We start from the raw sequence: 16362 nt of genomic DNA on the forward strand, positions 1-16362 counted from the left end.
CATTATTTATTATGCTTCATCTTTTCCCGGTACTGATGCCGGGTCATCGTAACGTCCGCCGAACCAGCATTGGCGGCGTTGGCAGCCGTAGTGCTCGTAGCCTGGGCGGCATTGGCAGTCGAAGCCGTGCTCATGCTCTCCTCAGGGAATGTAACCGTCGTTGACGTTGCGGCGGTCGTTGATGCCGCGGCCGGCGCAGACTGCGGCGTCGTGAAGATCAGCTTGTTGCCCCGTACCACCGACTGCTCGCTGTGCGGCGCGGTCGAGATTGTACTTGATTTTGGAGTTGGTTCCGGTGCCGCGGCCGCACTTGGCTTGTTGTCACCCGCCAACTGCTTAGCCATCTTAACGTTGTTCTTGGCCACCTCGTAGTTGGTCGTGATGATCTTCATCAAGTTTTCGTCTTGGGACAGGTGCTTGTCTTTCTTAGCGTGAATCAGTTCCTTTTCGGCCTTGGCCAGGGCCTCCTTGGTGTTCACCAGTAATTCCTTGGTTTGGCTATCGTTCTTTTCTTCTGCCACGTTCATTCATCCCCCACAATAAAAAATCATTACCCCTAATATAAACTATTTTTCCTTCTTAGTCGAACCATAGCGGCCCTGTTCATTAATCTGGCTGCTCTTGTGGCGGTGCTTGTGGATAAACTGATCCTCGGCCGCAAAGATGAGCAAAAAGTCAATGAAGTTGCGCTTGAAGGCGTGCTTAAAGTTCTCCCACCGTGTCGTTTTCATCCTGAATGCCCCGCTTTTTAGTATGATTATTTTAATTTTAAATGGCTGGCCAGTGCCTGTCAAAGCCTTCTACCCTCTGCAACCGTTTGCACAATAGCAAAAAAAGTGTGGTAGAATATAAAGTATAGCGTAAAGCGCTTACTTTCAAGGAGGTTTTTTCATTATGGATATTACAAAAGTGCCATTTGGCAGTTTTAAGGGTGATCCCGTTACCAAGTATGTCTTAACTAACGACAACGGTGTCCAGGCCAGCGTGCTCGACTTTGCCGGCCTGCTCCAATCCCTCAAGGTCCCAACCAAGGACGGCGGCAAGGCCGACATGGTCCTGACCTCAGAGAACCTGGATGAATTCACCAACAACGGTTTCTGCACCAACCGGCTGATCGGTCGGGTTGCCGGGCGGATTGCCGATGGTGAGGTCCAGATCAACGGCCACGACTACAAGCTGGAACAAAACGAGGGCAAAAACACCCTGCACGGTGGGACGAATGGTTTCTACAACCACATCTGGCACGTTGACAAGACGGCCACTACCGCCGACAGTGCCAGCATCACGCTGAGCCTGACCCTGAGCGAGCAGGATGACACCTTCCCAGCAACCATCCACGTCACCGCTACCTACACGCTGGACAACGACGACAACCTCTCCTTGAAGTTTGGCGCTACCAGCGATGGCGACACGCTCTTCAACCCAACCAACCACACCTACTGGAACATGGCCGATGCCGGTGCCAAGACCGTTGATGGCCTGACCCTGCAGGTTAACTCCAAGCACCACCTGGCAGTTGACGACGGCAAGATCCCAACCGGCGAAATGATCGAAAACGCCGGCACGCCATTTGACTTCTCCAAGCCAACCCTGCTGGGAGACGCTCTCAAGCAGATGGCTTCCACGAAGGAGAACGGCTTCGATGACATCTGGGTCGTTGAACCAAGCCTGACTGAACCAGTGGCCACCCTGGAGGACAAGCAGAGCGGCCGGAAGATGGAACTGTACTCCGACCGGAACGCCCTGATCATGTACACCATGAACTCCGACGACCCCGCCGTTTACAACCACGGTGAGGTTCACCCGCACCTCGGAATCGCCATGGAAGCCCAGACACTTTCGGACGCACCTCACCACCCAGAATTTGGTGACATCACCCTGAAGGCCAACGAAGAAAAGAACTACACGATCAAGTGGCACGTTGAATACTAAAATTTAACAACTGACTAAAAACACCGCCATTGGCAAAAACTGCTAATGGCGGTTGTTTTATTGCTATTTCCAGAAGCCCCGACTGGCAATCGTCTGCGTGACCTTGATCGGCACCTGCATTTCCGGCAGGCCCGACAGCTGGAGATTCAGGTAGCCGACCCGCTGGCCCTTCTTCACGGGAGCCTCGAGCCGCCCCGTGAGTGACTGCTTGCTGCGCTTAATCACAACCGTGGGATGAGTCTGCTTCCAGGTGGTGTTGCGCGGCACCCAAATCCAGGTCGACTTTTTGGCCAGCGCCAGGGAAACGGTCCGGTGCTTCTTGGCATGAACGATCCGGGTGCGCTGGACGCGCTTAGATAGCTGCTGAATATTTTGCAGTTCCGCTGGCTGGTAGGAAGCCGCCAGCTTTTCGTAAAATTCTTTTTGCATCTTGGACTGGTTGTTCCAGTCGCCCTTGGTGTGCAGGCCCACCAGGATGACCCGGTGGCCCATGTAGGTCCCGGTGGTCACGATGCACTTGCCGGCCGCGTCGGTATTCCCGGTCTTCAGGCCATCGATCTCCCAATCCTTCGGTGCGTAGCCGTTCTGTGGCAGGAGGGCGTTGATGTTGACCATCTGGTACTCCTGGCCTTCGGTGATCTTGAAGTTGGCGAACTTCTTCTTGGTGATCTTCAGCGTCTCCGGATAGTGCTTGATCATGTACTGGGAAATCAGCGCCAGATCCTTGGCCGACAGCTTATTTTCGGCATCCCCGTCGACGCCCTTCAGTTTATTCTTGCCCAGGTCCTTGTTCGGCAGGCCGATCATGTTGTAGATCTTGGCATCGGTGACCCCGGCCTTGCGTGCCATCGCCTGCATCTTCTTGTTAAAGGCGGCGGTGCTGCCGGCGTCGGCCAGGGCCAAGGCCTCGGTACTGCCGTCTGCCGAAACGATCATCATTGACTCGGCCAGCTGACGGACCGTGTAGCTCTCGCCGGTATTCAGCTGGACGTTGGAGAAGTGCCAGTCGTTGGCCACCTTGGCGACCGCTGGTGTAATCTTGATCTTTTGGTTCCAACTCAGCTTGTGATCACGGATGTCCTGCTCGATCACCGCCAGGGTCAAGATCTTGGTCAGAGAAGCGATCGGGTAGGTCTTGTTGGCATTCTTCTGGTAGAGGACCTGGCCGGTGTCGGCGTCAATGGCGTACGCTGCCCGGGCATCCATGTGGTAGAAGGAGTCGGTGCTGGCACTCGCCGACTTGACCAGTCCGTCCAGATTCAGACTAATGGTGAGAACCACTAAGAATAGATAAAATAACTTACGACCTAATTTATGCATATCGCTGTCCCTTCACGTTTTATTTTTTCCCAATTAAACAGAATAAACCTCTAATTATGAATTATCAGTGAAAATTGCTTTACTTTCAAGTTAAATTCCGTTGCTACTATAGAATTATCCGCGAGAATGGTTTATTTTTCCCCCATTCCCAAGTATGATAAATCTGTATAACGTTTTAGAGAGGGGTATCATTCATGCAGCGCGTTCCACAGCGAACTCGTCGTCACCGTAAACGAGGCCGACTAATTCTGCTGATCATCATCATTTTAGCGGCCTTCATCGGCATCCACCATTTTACGTCACTGGACGCCCGGCTCAAATCAAGCTGGAACAAGGTCGTCTACACCTCCAGCGACCGGGTCAGCATCGCCGTTTATTCACCAAAGAGTCACAAGACCTACCAGTCCACCAACGCACCCAACCATAAGTTCCACACAGCCAGCACCGTTAAAGTCAGCATCCTGGCGGGAATTTTGGCCAAACAGCACGCGCCGTTGACCAGTACCCAGGAGGCCCTCGCCAAGGCGATGATCGAACAGAGTGATAATGACGCCACGACCGAGTTATTCACCAAGTACCTGGGTGGCAAGGCCGGGCTGCAGGCGACCTTCGACAAGTTCGGCATGAAGGACTCGGTTGCCAGCCAAACCTGGGGACTCACCACCACTACCCCTGCCGACCAGATCAAGCTGCTCAACAACATCTTCTATAGTTCTAAGATCCTCACCAGCCAGGACCGGACCCTGATCCGCAGCATGATGAGCAACGTCGAATCCGACCAGGCCTGGGGGATTTCCGCCGGCAGCAAGCACTACGCCATCAAGAACGGTTGGCTCTCCTACGGCAGCGATAATTGGATCGTCAACAGTATCGGCTACGTCAAGAACGACAACGGGACGGACTACACGATTGCCATTTACACCGACAACAACGACAGCATGGTTACCGGTCAGCAGACGATCGAGCAGCTGGCCCGGGTCACTAAGCCGCTGATGAAGTAGCCGTGGTAGAATAGCAGCAAAGGAAGTGTCAGTGATGGATATTAAAACCAACTATCTTGACCTCGCCGATGGCAACCGGATGCCCCAGGAAGGCTTCGGGCTCTACAAGGTCGACGGTCAGGAAACAATGAACGCATCAATCAAGAGTGCCTATGACGCCGGCTACCGGCTCTTCGACACCGCCCAGCTCTATGGCAACGAGCAGGAGGTCGGGACCGCCTTCAAGCAACTGGGGATCCCACGTGACCAGATCTTCGTCACGACCAAGGTGGCCGAGGGCAACCAGGGCTACGATCAAGCCATCGCCTCGGTCAAGGAATCGCTGAAGAAGCTGCAGATGGACCACGTCGACCTGCTCCTGGTTCACTGGCCGATCGAACGGGCCTTCTTTGAAACCTGGCGGGCCTTCGAGGACATGAAGAAGGCCGGGCTGACCCGGTCCATCGGCGTCAGCAACTACCAGATGATCCACCTCCAGTACCTGGCCACCAAGGCCCACGAGATGCCGGTGGTTGATCAGATCGAGCTCCATCCCCTGCTGACCCAAAAGCCATTGCTGAAGTTCAATCGCGACCAGCAAATCGTCACCCAGGCCTGGAGTCCCCTCGGCCGCGGTGCCGTGCTGGGTGAGGAAGTCTTAAAGCAGATTGCGGCTGCCCACCACAAGTCGCCGGCCCAGGTCATCCTGCGCTGGCACCTGCAGAACGGCGTCTCCTTCATTCCGAAGTCGGTCCACGCCGCCCGCATCCAGCAAAACGCCGCCATCTACGACTTCACGCTCACCGCTGACGAGATGGCCCAGATCGACGCCCTCAACAAGTACCAGCGGACCGGCCGCGAGCCGGAGCTGACCTACGAGTATGATCGGCAATACTAGAGAAGAAAAAACGACTGCCAAACGGCGGTCGTTTTTTTAATGCATTCTTTCACGAAGTCGGCTGCATCCCGCGCTCAGCAAGCTTACATTGCGTTTTCAAAAAGTACCGAAAAACTGGCAATGGAAATGTTTTCAAATTCTTTTGATAAACGTTTGACATTTTACTTTGGACATAGTATATTAATCACGGATTCAAAATGATAAACGTTTATCAATCTAGAGTTCAAGGAAAGAAAGAGTAATTGATAATTTATGACTAATACTAAACATTCTATGGTTACTAAGCTGGCGTTCCTCTCCGTCTCCTTCGTGATTACGAGTGCCTACGCCATCCAGGGGTCCTTGCCCCAGTTGAAGGCGGCGCTGGGTATCAGCCAGACGCAGTCGGAATACCTGGTCACCACCCCATCCTTTGCCGTCATGATCTTCGTGGTTCTCTCCCCATTGATTCAGGAATGGTTCCACATTTCTGACAAGAAGATCATCATGGCCGGGGTGGGCATCGTCGGTGTCGCCGGGCTAGTTCCCTTCTTCGTCAACAACTACCTGACGATCCTGATCTCGCGACTGGTCCTCGGGGCCGGTTTCGGGCTCTACAACTCGCAGGCGATCTCGCTGATTTCCGTCTGGTACGACGGCAGTGAGCGGGCGCAAATGCTGGGCTGGCGGGCCGCGGCCGAACAGATCGGTCAGGCCTGCACCCTGTCGATTGCCGGGTTGATCCTGAGCGTGGCCGGCTGGCATGCGTCCTTCCTGGTTTACGCCCTGGCCTTCATCGTCCTGGTCTTCTTCGCAATGCGGGTTCCAGAGGATACGGCCTCTGAGGACATTGACATCGATGAAGATAGCCTGGCGGATGAACTGGGGGAAGATGAGACCAAGGAGATCACCAAGATCAGTCCGGTCGTCTACCTGCTCGTTTTCTTTGCATTTCTGCTGGTTGTCGACTATGTTGGAATGGAGAACCGCTTCCCTGGTCTGGCCGTCACAATTAAGGGCAGCCACTACACCGGTTCCTCGATGTTCTTGTCACTGATGCTGATCGGGGCCACGCTGGGTGGGATCTGCTACGGGGCGATCCAAAAGCGCCTCGGCTTCGGGACCGTCTACCTGGGCCTCGGCCTGATGGCATTGTCGAACTTCCTGTTTGGTTTTGCCGGCCACAACTTCATCCTGATGGTCATCGGGCTCCTGCTGATTGGCTTCCCGCTGCAGCTGGTTTCGCCGCTGATCTTCAACCTTTTGCCAGACCTGGCGCCGGCCAACCGGCAGCCGCTGGTAACGTCCTTGTGCCTGATCGGCTTTAACTTCGGCTCCTTCTTCTCGCCAACGATTGCCGAGTGGACCAACCATCTGCTGGGCCAACCGCTGGCCGGGATGGGGCTGGCCGCACCGTTCCCGATCTACGGGATCGTGCTGCTGATCATCGCCCTGATCATTTTTGTTGCAACTCGTCGTTCTGCTCAACATTAGATTTAATTTATTTGGAGGTTTTCTACCATGCCTATTCAAAACAAAGCAATGTTAATCACCTATTCTGACTCCATGGCCAAGAACATTAAGGAAACCCATGAAGTCTTGAAGGAATACATCGGTGACGCCATTGGCGGTGTGCACCTGCTGCCATTCTTCCCATCAACCGGTGACCGTGGTTTTGCTCCATACCGTTACGACGTTGTTGACTCCGCATTCGGTGACTGGGACGATGTCGAAGCCCTGGGCAAGGACTACTACCTGATGTTTGACTTCATGATCAACCATATCTCCAAGAAGTCCGTGATGTACCAAGACTTCAAGAAGAACCACGACGCTTCCAAGTACAGCGACTTCTTCATTCGTTGGGAAAAGTTCTGGGAAGCTGCTGGGAAGGGTCGTCCGACCCAAAAGGACATTGACCTGATCTACAAGCGGAAGGACCGTGCTCCTGAACAGGAAATCGACTTCGACGACGGTACCAAGGAACACCTCTGGAACACGTTCGGTGAAGAACAGATCGACATCAACGTCAAGTCCAAGGTGGCCAACGAATTCTTCAAGGAAACCCTGACCAGCATGGTTAAGCACGGTGCCGACCTGATCCGGCTGGACGCCTTTGCCTACGCCATTAAGAAGGCCGACACCAACGACTTCTTTGTTGAACCAGAAATCTGGGACCTGCTCGAAGACGTTCGCAAGATCCTGGCCCCTTACAAGGCTGAAATCCTGCCAGAAATCCACGAACACTACACGATGCCACAAAAGATCTCAAACCACGGCTACTTCATCTACGACTTCGTGCTGCCAATGACCACCCTGTACACCCTGTACTCCGGTAAAACCAACCGCCTGGCCAACTGGCTGAAGATGAGCCCAATGAAGCAGTTCACCACCCTGGACACCCACGACGGGATCGGGGTTGTCGACGCCAAGGACATCCTGACCGACGACGAGATCGACTACACTTCCAAGGAACTCTACAAGGTTGGTGCCAACGTTAAGAAGAAGTACTCCAGTGCTGAATACCACAACCTGGACATCTACCAGATCAACACCACCTTCTACTCCGCCCTCGGTGACGACGATCGCGCCTACCTGATGGCCCGGGCATTCCAGATCTTTGCCCCTGGTATCCCAATGGTTTACTACGTTGGTCTGCTGGCCGGCTCCAACGACCTGGAACTCCTCGAAAAGACCAAGGAAGGTCGGAACATCAACCGTCACTACTACACTAAGGAAGAAGTGGCCAAGGAAGTTCAACGTCCAGTCGTTGCTAACCTGCTGAAGCTTTTGTCCTGGCGGAACAAGTTCGCTGCCTTTGACCTGGATGGCTCCATCAAGGTAGAAACGCCAACCGACACGACCATCAAGATCACCCGGACCGACAAGGACGGCGCAAACGTCGCTGTCCTGGACGCCGACGCAGCTAACAAGACCTTCACCATTACCGCTAACGGTGACGAGGTCTTCGCTCAAAAGTAATTTCTCAATCACGTTTCCATAATTAACAAGCACCCATATACAATCTCTCTCAATTCAATTCACAAAGCTTGTTAAATTAAAACCACCAAGATTGGTTTTCAGCCCTTGCCGCCCAGGCAGGGGCTGTTTTATTACCCCAATCCAAAAAGGACGGACACCATCAAAAGTGCTCGTCCTTTTGCTATATTTGTGTGTCTTGCTTAGTCCACGCAGAGCTTCTTGATTGCCTGAGCAAAAATCTCCATGGCCTTGAACATGTCCGGCAGTGGCCACTGTTCGTTGGCCTGGTGCATATAATCCGGCGTTGTCGGCAGCATCCCCCCGAAGGCCACGCAGTTGTGCATGGTCCGGGCAAAGGTCGCCCCACCTGAGATCTGTGGGGTGGCCGTGGTGTCGCCGGTCTGGTCCTTGTAGACTTCCATCAGGGTCTGAATCAACTTGCTGTCCTTTGGCACGTAAAGCGGCGCCACGTAGTCAAACGGGGCGTATTTGAGCTCGTATGGTGCCACGTTTTCGTTCAGCTTGTCTAGCAGCTTGTCGCGGTCAACGGTGACCGGAATCCGCAGGTCGATCTGCATCCGGGTCTCCTTCTCGTTGATCTCCAGGCTAGAGATGTTGAAGGTCAGGTGACCAGACTCGTCCTTGACGTCCCCCAGCACGTTGGTCCCGGTGGCGTCCTCCTTGAAGAGCTTGCCGAAGAAGTCCAGCGGCTTGAAGTCAAAGACCTCGTCCAGGGCGATCGCCAGCCGCAGAACGGCGTTGGTTCCCTCCGGCGCCAGCATAGCGTGAACGGACTTCCCAATCACCGTGATGGATTTGTCATCACTGGTGTACTTGAAGTTGTGCCGGTCGAGGGCGGCCTTGACCTCGTCCTGCTTCGGGCCATCGTAAACGGCCTTGTCAGGAACGGCGTTGAAAGCATTCTTCAGGCTGATGTGCAGCTTGTCGGTGCCCGGGCCCACCAGGTAAGCCTGCTCCAGGCCCTTTTCGGCGTAGATCAGTGGGAACTCGGCGTCCGGTGAAATCCCGCTGTCGATCTGGGATTCCTTCTTGTTGTACTGGGCAATCCCCCGCCAGAGGATTTCCTCGTCGGTCCCGTAGATGAAGCGGATCCGCTGGTTGAAGTGGTAGCCGGCGTCCATTAAGGCCTTGACGGCGTAGAGGGCCGCGATGCCAGGTCCCTTGTCGTCCTGGGAGCCCCGGCCGTAAATGGCGTTGTTGATGACGGTGCCCTTGAATGGGTCGTGGTCCCAGGTAGCGGGATCACCGGCCGGGACGGTGTCGAGGTGGCAGATCACCCCGAAGACCTTCTCGCCCTCACCAACCTCGGCATAGCCGTAGTAGCCGTCCGGATCCTCGTAGGTCTTAAAGCCCAGCTCGTCGCAGATCTTCATCATTTCGTCGAGGGCGTTGCGGATCCCCCGGCCAAATGGTGCCCCATCCTCTGCCGGCTGGTTGTAAGACGGCACGGAAATCAACCGTTCCAAGGTCTTAACGGCTTCTTGTTGCTCTTGTTCGTTTACCAATTGTGTCATGTTTACTCATTCCTTTTATAATACGGCGGCAACGCCTAAGAATACACAGGTAACAATAAAGAGGTAGATCATCAATTTCAGCATCCACTTCCACCAAACGCTGACGTTGACGTGAGCGATCGCTAAGGCACCCATGACAACCCCGGAGGTCGGCGTGATTAGGTTAACCCAACCGGAAGCGGCCTGGTAAGCGGTGATGACCAGACTACCGGAGACGTGGGCGAAATGGCCCAGTGGTCCGATAATCCCCATCGTCGCGGCGGCCAAACCAGAGGTCGACGGAATCAGGAAGGACATTGGAATGTAGAAGATGTAGGTCAGGATGATGAAGACGCTCTGGGAGAGTCCCCGCAGGCCCGTTTCACCCCAGTGCAGAACGGTCCCGGTGATCATCCCGTTGTTCATGATGACCTGAATCCCACGAGCAACAGCAACGATGATGGCAACGCTCAGGAAGTCGGCCATCCCCTTCATGAAGGCGTCCATGAACTCGCCTTCCGTCATGTGGTAGACCCACATGATCAGAACGGACATGAAGAGGAAGAGCATGGTGATTTCGTTGAAGTACCAGGTCCCCAGTGGGGCAATATCATGACCGACCAGGTTGCCCAGGAACGGAATCCCGGTCAGCCACTTGGTGAACTTGTCAAAGAAGTTCCAGTGGGCGTTCAGGTTGGTCCACGGAACCAGCCCGAGGATCATGATGACGAAGGTCGCACCGAAGAGCCAGAGCACGGCCTTTTGCCGACCGGTCATCTGGTGCTCGTCGTCGGTCCGCGTCTTGATCTCGAACCGCTTCTCATCCTCGGCCCGCTGGTCGTAAATCAGTGACTTGGTCGGGTCCTTCTGGATGACGGAGGCGTAGTGGTAGACGTAGATGATGCTGACGGCGGTCGTGATGATCAACAGGAGGAGCCGCGAGCCCAGCCCGTCACCTGGCGAGATGTTCAGGGTCTGTGATGCAACCCCGGTGGCAAATGGGTTCACGGTCGAGGCCAGGCACCCAACCTGGGTTCCGACCAGGGCGATGGCAACGGCAACCAGTGAGTCGAAGCCGACCCCCATCATAACCGGAATCAGCAACGGGTAGAAGGCGATCGTTTCTTCACCCATCCCGTAAGTCGATCCCCCGATGGCAAACAGGATCATCAGGATTGGAATCAGTTGCTTTTCGCGGCCCTTGTAGCGGCGAACAATCGAACTGATCCCTTCGTTCAAGGCGTCGGTCTTATTGACGACCCCCAAGAAGCCCCCAATGACCAGGATGAACAGGGAAACCGAGATCGCACCCTCGGTCTTCTTGTCCCCGACCATCCCGATGACCGGTGCCATGAAGACGTCCCAGATCCCCTGTGGCTTGCTGGAAACGGCCTTGTAGGTCCCGGAAATGATGTTCCCGGCCTTATCCGTGGCGTAGGTCCCGGCCGGAATAATCCAGGTCAGGATGGCAATAATGACAATGATAATAAACAGAATCGTATAAGCAGTCGGCATATGGAACCGGTGCTTTTTCTTTGCTTCTGGCAAAATCCTCACCCCAAATCTAAAATTAGTGCAGCAAAATCAAGCAAATAATTTCACAATATAATTGTAACTTGATTTGGAAGCGGCTTCAACACTAATTGAACATATTACCGGTACTAATTCACCTGGTTTTCAACCAAAAATGTTATAATTATAATGTTATTGGAATTTTTGTGATGTGAGAGGAGATCTTTATTATGGCAATGAATCCAAGTCAAGCACAGGACGTCTGGAAGGACGCCGGTGAACACGTTCAATTTACGGTGCTCGAACTCAACCGGGAGGACCAAGCAAAGGAGCAGGAGGCCATCCAAGAGTTCGTCGACCGCTACCAGGCGATCATCCGGTCACTGCGGATCCGGGACAACAAGGGGAACTTAAAGGCCTCCCTGGGCTTCAGCAGTGCTGCCTGGGACTACCTCTTCCCGGACGCCCCAAAGCCAAAGGAACTGGAACCCTACCAGACCATTTCCGGCGACAAGTATTCGATGCCGGCCACAAAGGGTGACATCTTCCTCCACATTCGGGCCAACGACGAGGCCGTCGTCTACGAGATGGTCTCCCAGTGCATGCTCTTCTTGAAGGACTACACGACCGTCGTTGACGAGACCAAGGGCTTCCGTTACTTCGAGGGCCGGGCGATCATCGGCTTCATCGATGGCACCGAGGCTCCGCAGGTCGAGGACGCCGCGGACTACGCCATCGTTGGCGACGAGGACCCGTTCTTTGAAAACGGCTCCTACGCTTTTGCCCAGAAGTGGCGCCACCACATGGACATCTGGGACAAGCTGACCACCGAGGATCAGGAAAAGGCCGTGGGCCGGAAGAAGTTCAGCGACCTGGAGCTGGAGGACCAGGAGAAGTTCAAGAACGCCCACAACGTTGCCTCCCAGGCCAAGATCAACGGCGTGGAACAGAAGATCGTCCGGATGAACGTGCCGTATTCTGACCCGGCCTCCGGCATCACCGGGACCTACTTCATCGGTTATTCCCGTTACTGGAAGGTCACCAAGAAGATGCTGGAAAACATGGTAGAAAAGCACGATTACCTGCTCTCCTTCTCCGACATCTTGTCCGGCCAGCTCTTCTTCATCCCGTCCCGGCCGCTTCTAGAAAAGATTGCGGATGGCGAATTGAACAAGTAGTTGACAAGGATCCGGCGGCTTGCTATGCTACTGATAGTTAATTTACGGAGGGATCAAGCATTGAAGTTCTAATTCTACACAAGTTAAAGCATCATTTGTTAATCGACACGACAAGGGGTGCTCTGGGTAGAATTACAGCTTAATCTTGATCACGGCGACTGGCATTGGCCGGTTGTTTTCAGTATCAAAAAAGGGTCTACCCGGGGTGGTAGGCCCTTTTTCGTGTTCCAATCCAGAAAGGAATGTGAGACAACAATGGGAAACATTTCAATTCGGCAGCTGACCTTCGCCTACCCCGGTAAGGATCCGCTCTTTGACCACAGCCAGATCGACATCGACGGCTCCTGGAAGCTGGGCCTGCTGGGCCGCAACGGCCGGGGCAAGACGACCCTGATGCAGATTCTCCTTGGCAACCGCGACTACCAGGGCCAAATCACCACCAACCTGAATTTCGCTTACTTTCCCCAGGAGATTGCCGACCCGACTGACTTCGCCTGGAACGCCATTAACGCGGACGCACCCCAGCTGGAGCAGTGGCAGGTGGAACGGGAACTCAACCTGATGGGCGTCGACCCGGCCCTTCTCTGGCAGCCCTTTGGCACCCTTTCCGGCGGCGAACAAACTAAGGTCCTGCTGGCGGCCCTCTTCGCCGATCCGGCCAGTTTTCCCCTCTTAGACGAGCCGACCAACCACCTGGACCAGCACGGCCGCCAGCAGATCGCCGACTACCTGCGGGGCAAGCGCCAGGGATTCATCATCACCAGCCACGACCAGGACTTCCTCGACCGGGTGATCGACCACACCCTAGTGATTGAACGCCACCAGCTGGTCCTGGAGCGGGGCAACTACTCGACCTACTTCGCCCAAAAGCAGCGCCGCGACCAGGAGGCGATCAGCACGAACGAGCAGCTGCACGCCGACATCAAGAACCTCAAGGCCGCCAAGCAGCAGCGGCTCCAGTGGGCCCAGCGCGCCGAGGGTGAAAAGAAGCATAACTCCCACGCCGACAAGGGCTTCATCGGGGCCAAGGCCGCCCGGATGATGAAGAAGTCAACGGCGATGGCCCGGCGGCTGGACAAAGCCGCCGACGAGAAGACCGGCCTGCTCCAGGAGGTCGAAACCATCGTCCCGCTGACGATCAACCAGCAACCCAGCCACCAGTCGCCGCTCTTAACCCTCGACGACGTTAGCCTCGACCTGCCCGGCCGCCGACTCTTTGACCAGCTTTCCCTGACCGTCAAGCAGGGCGAGCAGGTCGTCCTCTGCGGCGACAATGGCACCGGCAAGTCCAGCCTCTTCAAGGCGATCCTGGGCCGGTTTAAGGGCCAGGTCAGCGGGACGATTACGATTGCCCACAACGCGACGATCAGCCTGGTGCGCCAGGACTACGCCGACTTTCACGGCAACCTGAAGCAGTTCGCCCAGGACAACCGGCTGGAAGAAGACCAGCTGCTCAACATGCTGCGCAAGCTGGGGATGGAGCGCTCCAGCTTCACGACCCCGCTCGACCAGTTAAGCATGGGCCAGCAAAAGAAGGTCGAACTGGCCCGGTCGCTTCTGACTCCCGCCCAGCTCTACCTCTGGGACGAGCCGCTCAACTACCTCGATACCTACAACCAGGACCAGCTGATCCAACTCATCAAAAGGGAAAGGCCGGCGATGCTGATTATCGAGCACGACCGGCACTTTATTGACGAAATCGCCACGAAACGCGTTACAATCTAAGGTAATCCCAATCAAAGAAGGCACTAATTATGTGGCAACGAGAAACGTTTGATGAGTTAACCACCAAGAAACTATTTGAAATCTACAAGCTGCGCAGCGCGGTTTTCATCGTCGACCAGGAGCGGATCGTTAATGACGTCGACGACAACGACTTGAAGGCCGTCCACGTCTATGACGAACTCAATGGCCAACTGGCCGCCTACGCCCGGGTCTTTTTGAAGGCGCCCGGCGTGGTCACCTTCGGCCGGGTGGTCACCGCTCCCGCCTTTCGTGGCCAGGGACTAGGCAACGAATTGCTCCAGGAGATCATGGAGGCCATCAAGGATTATTTCCCGGGAAATGAAATCGAGATCGACGCCCAGGTGCCGGTCGAAGGCTATTATCGAAAGTTTGGCTTCACCACGGTCGGCAAACCATACACCCACGCCGGCTCGCCCCACATCAAGATGGTTCACCCGGCACTTTAAAAAACTGCACCCGACAAATCCGCAGATTTATCGGGTGCAATTTTTACTTTAGCGCAAATTCAGTTCATCCAGCCATTCCAAAAAGAGCGGGAACCAGCGGGACATGTGACGGTCGACCCGGTCACGGTTGACGATCCCCGTGTACTTGTTGGCCAGGGCGATCCCGTGGTTGCCGGTCCCGAACTCGTGCAGCTCAAACGGCACCCTCTGCTTGGCCAGGGCCACCGCGTAGGCGTTAACGTGGTCCAGAAACGGGGTCAGGCCGTCGTTGATCGAGCCCCACAAGAAGGTCGCCGGGGTGGTGGCGGTCACCAGCCGGCTAACGTCTTCCGTCTGGACTTTCATCCGGTCGTCGATCGTCGGCTTGATCACCGGATAGCCGAGGGCCGCGAACTTGGCTTTCGTCTCCGGACGATTGCTGTAGGCCGCGGCCAGTTGCCCGCCGGCGGAGAATCCGATGATCCCTAGTTTGGCGGTGTCGACGCGCAGTGCGGCCGCGTGGTCCACGATGTAGTCGAAGGCCTGGGCGATCGCCAGCTGGGCCTGCTGGTAGTCCCGGTGTTCCAGGATCGGGTAGCGGACGACGAAGGACTGGAAGGCGTGGGTGGCAAAGGTCAAGGCCACCCGCTCCGAGTCGCGCTCCTTGATCTGCTTGTAGCTGCCACCGGGGATGATCACGACCGCCGGCAGGTCCACGTCGCTGTTGCTCTGGTAGATGTCGAGCGAGGAGTCGGGCTGGGGGAGCTTAACATTAGTAATTTTCATTTGATAAATTCCCTTCTCAATTGGTTTTACCGTTAATTGTACGCCGAATTAAAAGGCGGTGGGACAGAACTCGCTTGCGAGTTCGTCTTCCCACCCCCGCGAGGCTGGCTAGGTGTCCCGACGCGAAGCTAGCCTATCCTGGTGGGCGTTGATTTATCAACGTTCAGGATCCAGCCAGCTACCGCGTTGTAAAATTCACAGCTTATACAACAGCGAGGAGGCTGAATTAACTCCAGCCCGTTTTTACTCAATTATTGCAATCCCTTGTACTTTGCTGGTACGTGGAAGTACTTGATGTGGGCGTTGCTTGGCTTCGACAGGTCAACGCCGTAGTACTTAATAAAGATCCGCTTCAGGGTGCCGTTCTTCTTCAGCTTGGTCAGCTGTTGATTGACCTCCTTCTGCAGCTGGGTATCCTTCTTGTTGATCAGGTAACCCTCGCCGGGGCCCATCAGGTTCGTCCGGTAGTAAAGGCCCTTGGCAATGGCCAGGCCTTTAACTGGCGAGTACTTGACGTTCATGTGCAGGCCGTAGTTGTCGTTTGGCACAAAGTCGGCCTTCCCGTTGGCAATGTCGTTCAAGATTCCGGAGGCGTTGTCGTAGTTGACCAGCTTGGCGCCCATGTACTGAGCCCACTTCTGGTAGGTGGTCCCGGCCTCACCAGCCGAGCGCTTGCCCTTGATGTCCTTCCAGGAATGGATTCCGGACTGGTCGCCCGCCCGCACTAGCAGGGCACCGTAAGTATACTTGACCGTCTTGGAGAAGAGGTAGTTCTTCTTGTAGACGGAGGATAAGGCAAACTCCCCCGCCATATCGGCCTTCCCCGTCTTGATGGCGGTCAGTTCCTCTGGCACGGCCATTTCCTTAAAGACGGCCTTCCGGTGCAGGCCCTTGGCGATCTGCTTGTCGATCTCGACTTCGTAGCCGATCAGCTTGTGAGTCTTCGGCGAGTGGTAGGAGCTCATTCGTTCATCCCCGGTCGTCGCAAACACGATCTCCTTGTTGCCCTTGACGCCCTCGCTCCGCTGGTTGCCGTTTGAGCAGCCGGCAAGGCCCAGCGTCAGCAGTGACATTAAACCAATTCCCAACAATGCTTTCCAACGTAACTTCATA

At 55.2% G+C, this 16362-nt stretch carries 15 protein-coding genes; 8 read left to right on the top strand and 7 right to left on the bottom strand.

The annotated features are described in order from the left end of the window. Positions 1-2 precede the first annotated feature (2 nt). Both LKE23_RS05200 and LKE23_RS05205 read right to left on the bottom strand, forming a co-directional pair. Entirely contained in the window at positions 3-521 is a 519-nt protein-coding gene (locus LKE23_RS05200; RefSeq protein ID WP_291976267.1) for a hypothetical protein, read from the bottom strand. Positions 522-566: 45 nt separating this feature from the next. Beyond that, positions 567-731, bottom strand: coding sequence for a hypothetical protein (locus LKE23_RS05205; protein WP_291976268.1), 165 nt, complete (start codon positions 729-731; stop codon positions 567-569). A 163-nt stretch (positions 732-894) separates the two neighbouring features. Between LKE23_RS05205 and LKE23_RS05210 the strand changes: the two genes are divergently transcribed. Next, the gene (locus LKE23_RS05210; RefSeq protein WP_291976269.1) at positions 895-1932 is read left to right on the top strand and encodes an aldose epimerase family protein; all 1038 of its coding nucleotides are present in this window, start codon (positions 895-897) and stop codon (positions 1930-1932) included. Positions 1933-1995: 63 nt separating this feature from the next. Here the strand turns inward: LKE23_RS05210 and LKE23_RS05215 are convergent, their stop codons facing one another. Continuing rightward, positions 1996-3252 (bottom strand): D-alanyl-D-alanine carboxypeptidase family protein, encoded by a 1257-nt coding sequence (locus LKE23_RS05215; protein ID WP_291976270.1) that lies wholly within the window; start codon positions 3250-3252, stop codon positions 1996-1998. Positions 3253-3446: 194 nt separating this feature from the next. Here LKE23_RS05215 and LKE23_RS05220 point away from each other — a divergent pair, with 194 nt between their 5' ends. The 4 genes from LKE23_RS05220 to gtfA all read left to right on the top strand — a co-directional run bounded on the left by LKE23_RS05220 (position 3447) and on the right by gtfA (position 8088). Further along, entirely contained in the window at positions 3447-4253 is an 807-nt protein-coding gene (locus LKE23_RS05220; protein WP_291976271.1) for a serine hydrolase, read from the top strand. Positions 4254-4287: 34 nt separating this feature from the next. Beyond that, entirely contained in the window at positions 4288-5130 is an 843-nt protein-coding gene (locus LKE23_RS05225; protein WP_291976272.1) for an aldo/keto reductase, read from the top strand. A 252-nt stretch (positions 5131-5382) separates the two neighbouring features. After that, positions 5383-6603: an MFS transporter gene (locus tag LKE23_RS05230; RefSeq protein WP_291976273.1), complete on the top strand. Its 1221-nt coding sequence runs from the start codon at positions 5383-5385 to the stop codon at positions 6601-6603. Positions 6604-6630: 27 nt separating this feature from the next. Beyond that, positions 6631-8088, top strand: a complete 1458-nt coding sequence (gene gtfA / locus LKE23_RS05235) for a sucrose phosphorylase (RefSeq protein WP_291976274.1) — start codon at positions 6631-6633, stop codon at positions 8086-8088. A gap of 200 nt (positions 8089-8288) precedes the next feature. On the opposite strand, the gene LKE23_RS05240 is transcribed toward gtfA, so the two are convergent. Together LKE23_RS05240 and LKE23_RS05245 are read right to left on the bottom strand one after the other, a co-directional pair. Then, positions 8289-9623: a M20 family metallopeptidase gene (locus LKE23_RS05240; RefSeq protein WP_291976275.1), complete on the bottom strand. Its 1335-nt coding sequence runs from the start codon at positions 9621-9623 to the stop codon at positions 8289-8291. Between the two features lie 15 nt (positions 9624-9638). Then, positions 9639-11117: a YfcC family protein gene (locus tag LKE23_RS05245; protein ID WP_267200891.1), complete on the bottom strand. Its 1479-nt coding sequence runs from the start codon at positions 11115-11117 to the stop codon at positions 9639-9641. Positions 11118-11344: 227 nt separating this feature from the next. Here LKE23_RS05245 and LKE23_RS05250 point away from each other — a divergent pair, with 227 nt between their 5' ends. From LKE23_RS05250 to LKE23_RS05260, 3 genes are all read left to right on the top strand, one after another. Beyond that, positions 11345-12292: a Dyp-type peroxidase gene (locus LKE23_RS05250; protein WP_291976276.1), complete on the top strand. Its 948-nt coding sequence runs from the start codon at positions 11345-11347 to the stop codon at positions 12290-12292. Between the two features lie 255 nt (positions 12293-12547). Beyond that, entirely contained in the window at positions 12548-14017 is a 1470-nt protein-coding gene (gene abc-f, locus LKE23_RS05255) for a ribosomal protection-like ABC-F family protein (protein WP_291976277.1), read from the top strand. 29 nt (positions 14018-14046) lie between these two features. After that, positions 14047-14484 carry a GNAT family N-acetyltransferase gene (locus tag LKE23_RS05260; RefSeq protein ID WP_291976278.1) on the top strand — a complete coding sequence of 146 codons (438 nt, stop codon included), beginning with the start codon at positions 14047-14049 and terminating at the stop codon, positions 14482-14484. Between the two features lie 48 nt (positions 14485-14532). Here LKE23_RS05260 and LKE23_RS05265 read toward each other — a convergent pair whose 3' ends face one another. Beyond that, the gene (locus LKE23_RS05265) at positions 14533-15249 is read right to left on the bottom strand and encodes an alpha/beta hydrolase (RefSeq protein WP_291976279.1); all 717 of its coding nucleotides are present in this window, start codon (positions 15247-15249) and stop codon (positions 14533-14535) included. Positions 15250-15500: 251 nt separating this feature from the next. After that, positions 15501-16361 carry a transporter substrate-binding domain-containing protein gene (locus LKE23_RS05270; protein WP_291976280.1) on the bottom strand — a complete coding sequence of 287 codons (861 nt, stop codon included), beginning with the start codon at positions 16359-16361 and terminating at the stop codon, positions 15501-15503. Between the last annotated feature and the right edge of the window lies 1 nt (position 16362).

Origin of the sequence: Limosilactobacillus sp. (assembly GCF_022482365.1) — a bacterium.
Taxonomy (GTDB): Bacteria; Bacillota; Bacilli; order Lactobacillales; family Lactobacillaceae; genus Limosilactobacillus.

Bases quoted from the DNA above. Each gene is read 5' to 3' on its own strand.
- LKE23_RS05205 (WP_291976268.1), bottom strand. From the start codon at position 731: ATGAAAACGACACGGTGGGAGAACTTTAAGCACGCCTTCAAGCGCAAC.
- LKE23_RS05210 (WP_291976269.1), top strand. From the start codon at position 895: ATGGATATTACAAAAGTGCCATTTGGCAGTTTTAAGGGTGATCCCGTT.
- LKE23_RS05215 (WP_291976270.1), bottom strand. From the start codon at position 3,252: ATGCATAAATTAGGTCGTAAGTTATTTTATCTATTCTTAGTGGTTCTC.
- LKE23_RS05220 (WP_291976271.1), top strand. From the start codon at position 3,447: ATGCAGCGCGTTCCACAGCGAACTCGTCGTCACCGTAAACGAGGCCGA.
- LKE23_RS05225 (WP_291976272.1), top strand. From the start codon at position 4,288: ATGGATATTAAAACCAACTATCTTGACCTCGCCGATGGCAACCGGATG.
- LKE23_RS05230 (WP_291976273.1), top strand. From the start codon at position 5,383: ATGACTAATACTAAACATTCTATGGTTACTAAGCTGGCGTTCCTCTCC.
- gtfA (WP_291976274.1), top strand. From the start codon at position 6,631: ATGCCTATTCAAAACAAAGCAATGTTAATCACCTATTCTGACTCCATG.
- LKE23_RS05240 (WP_291976275.1), bottom strand. From the start codon at position 9,623: ATGACACAATTGGTAAACGAACAAGAGCAACAAGAAGCCGTTAAGACC.
- LKE23_RS05245 (WP_267200891.1), bottom strand. From the start codon at position 11,117: ATGCCGACTGCTTATACGATTCTGTTTATTATCATTGTCATTATTGCC.
- LKE23_RS05250 (WP_291976276.1), top strand. From the start codon at position 11,345: ATGGCAATGAATCCAAGTCAAGCACAGGACGTCTGGAAGGACGCCGGT.
- abc-f (WP_291976277.1), top strand. From the start codon at position 12,548: ATGGGAAACATTTCAATTCGGCAGCTGACCTTCGCCTACCCCGGTAAG.
- LKE23_RS05260 (WP_291976278.1), top strand. From the start codon at position 14,047: ATGTGGCAACGAGAAACGTTTGATGAGTTAACCACCAAGAAACTATTT.
- LKE23_RS05265 (WP_291976279.1), bottom strand. From the start codon at position 15,249: ATGAAAATTACTAATGTTAAGCTCCCCCAGCCCGACTCCTCGCTCGAC.
- LKE23_RS05270 (WP_291976280.1), bottom strand. From the start codon at position 16,361: ATGAAGTTACGTTGGAAAGCATTGTTGGGAATTGGTTTAATGTCACTG.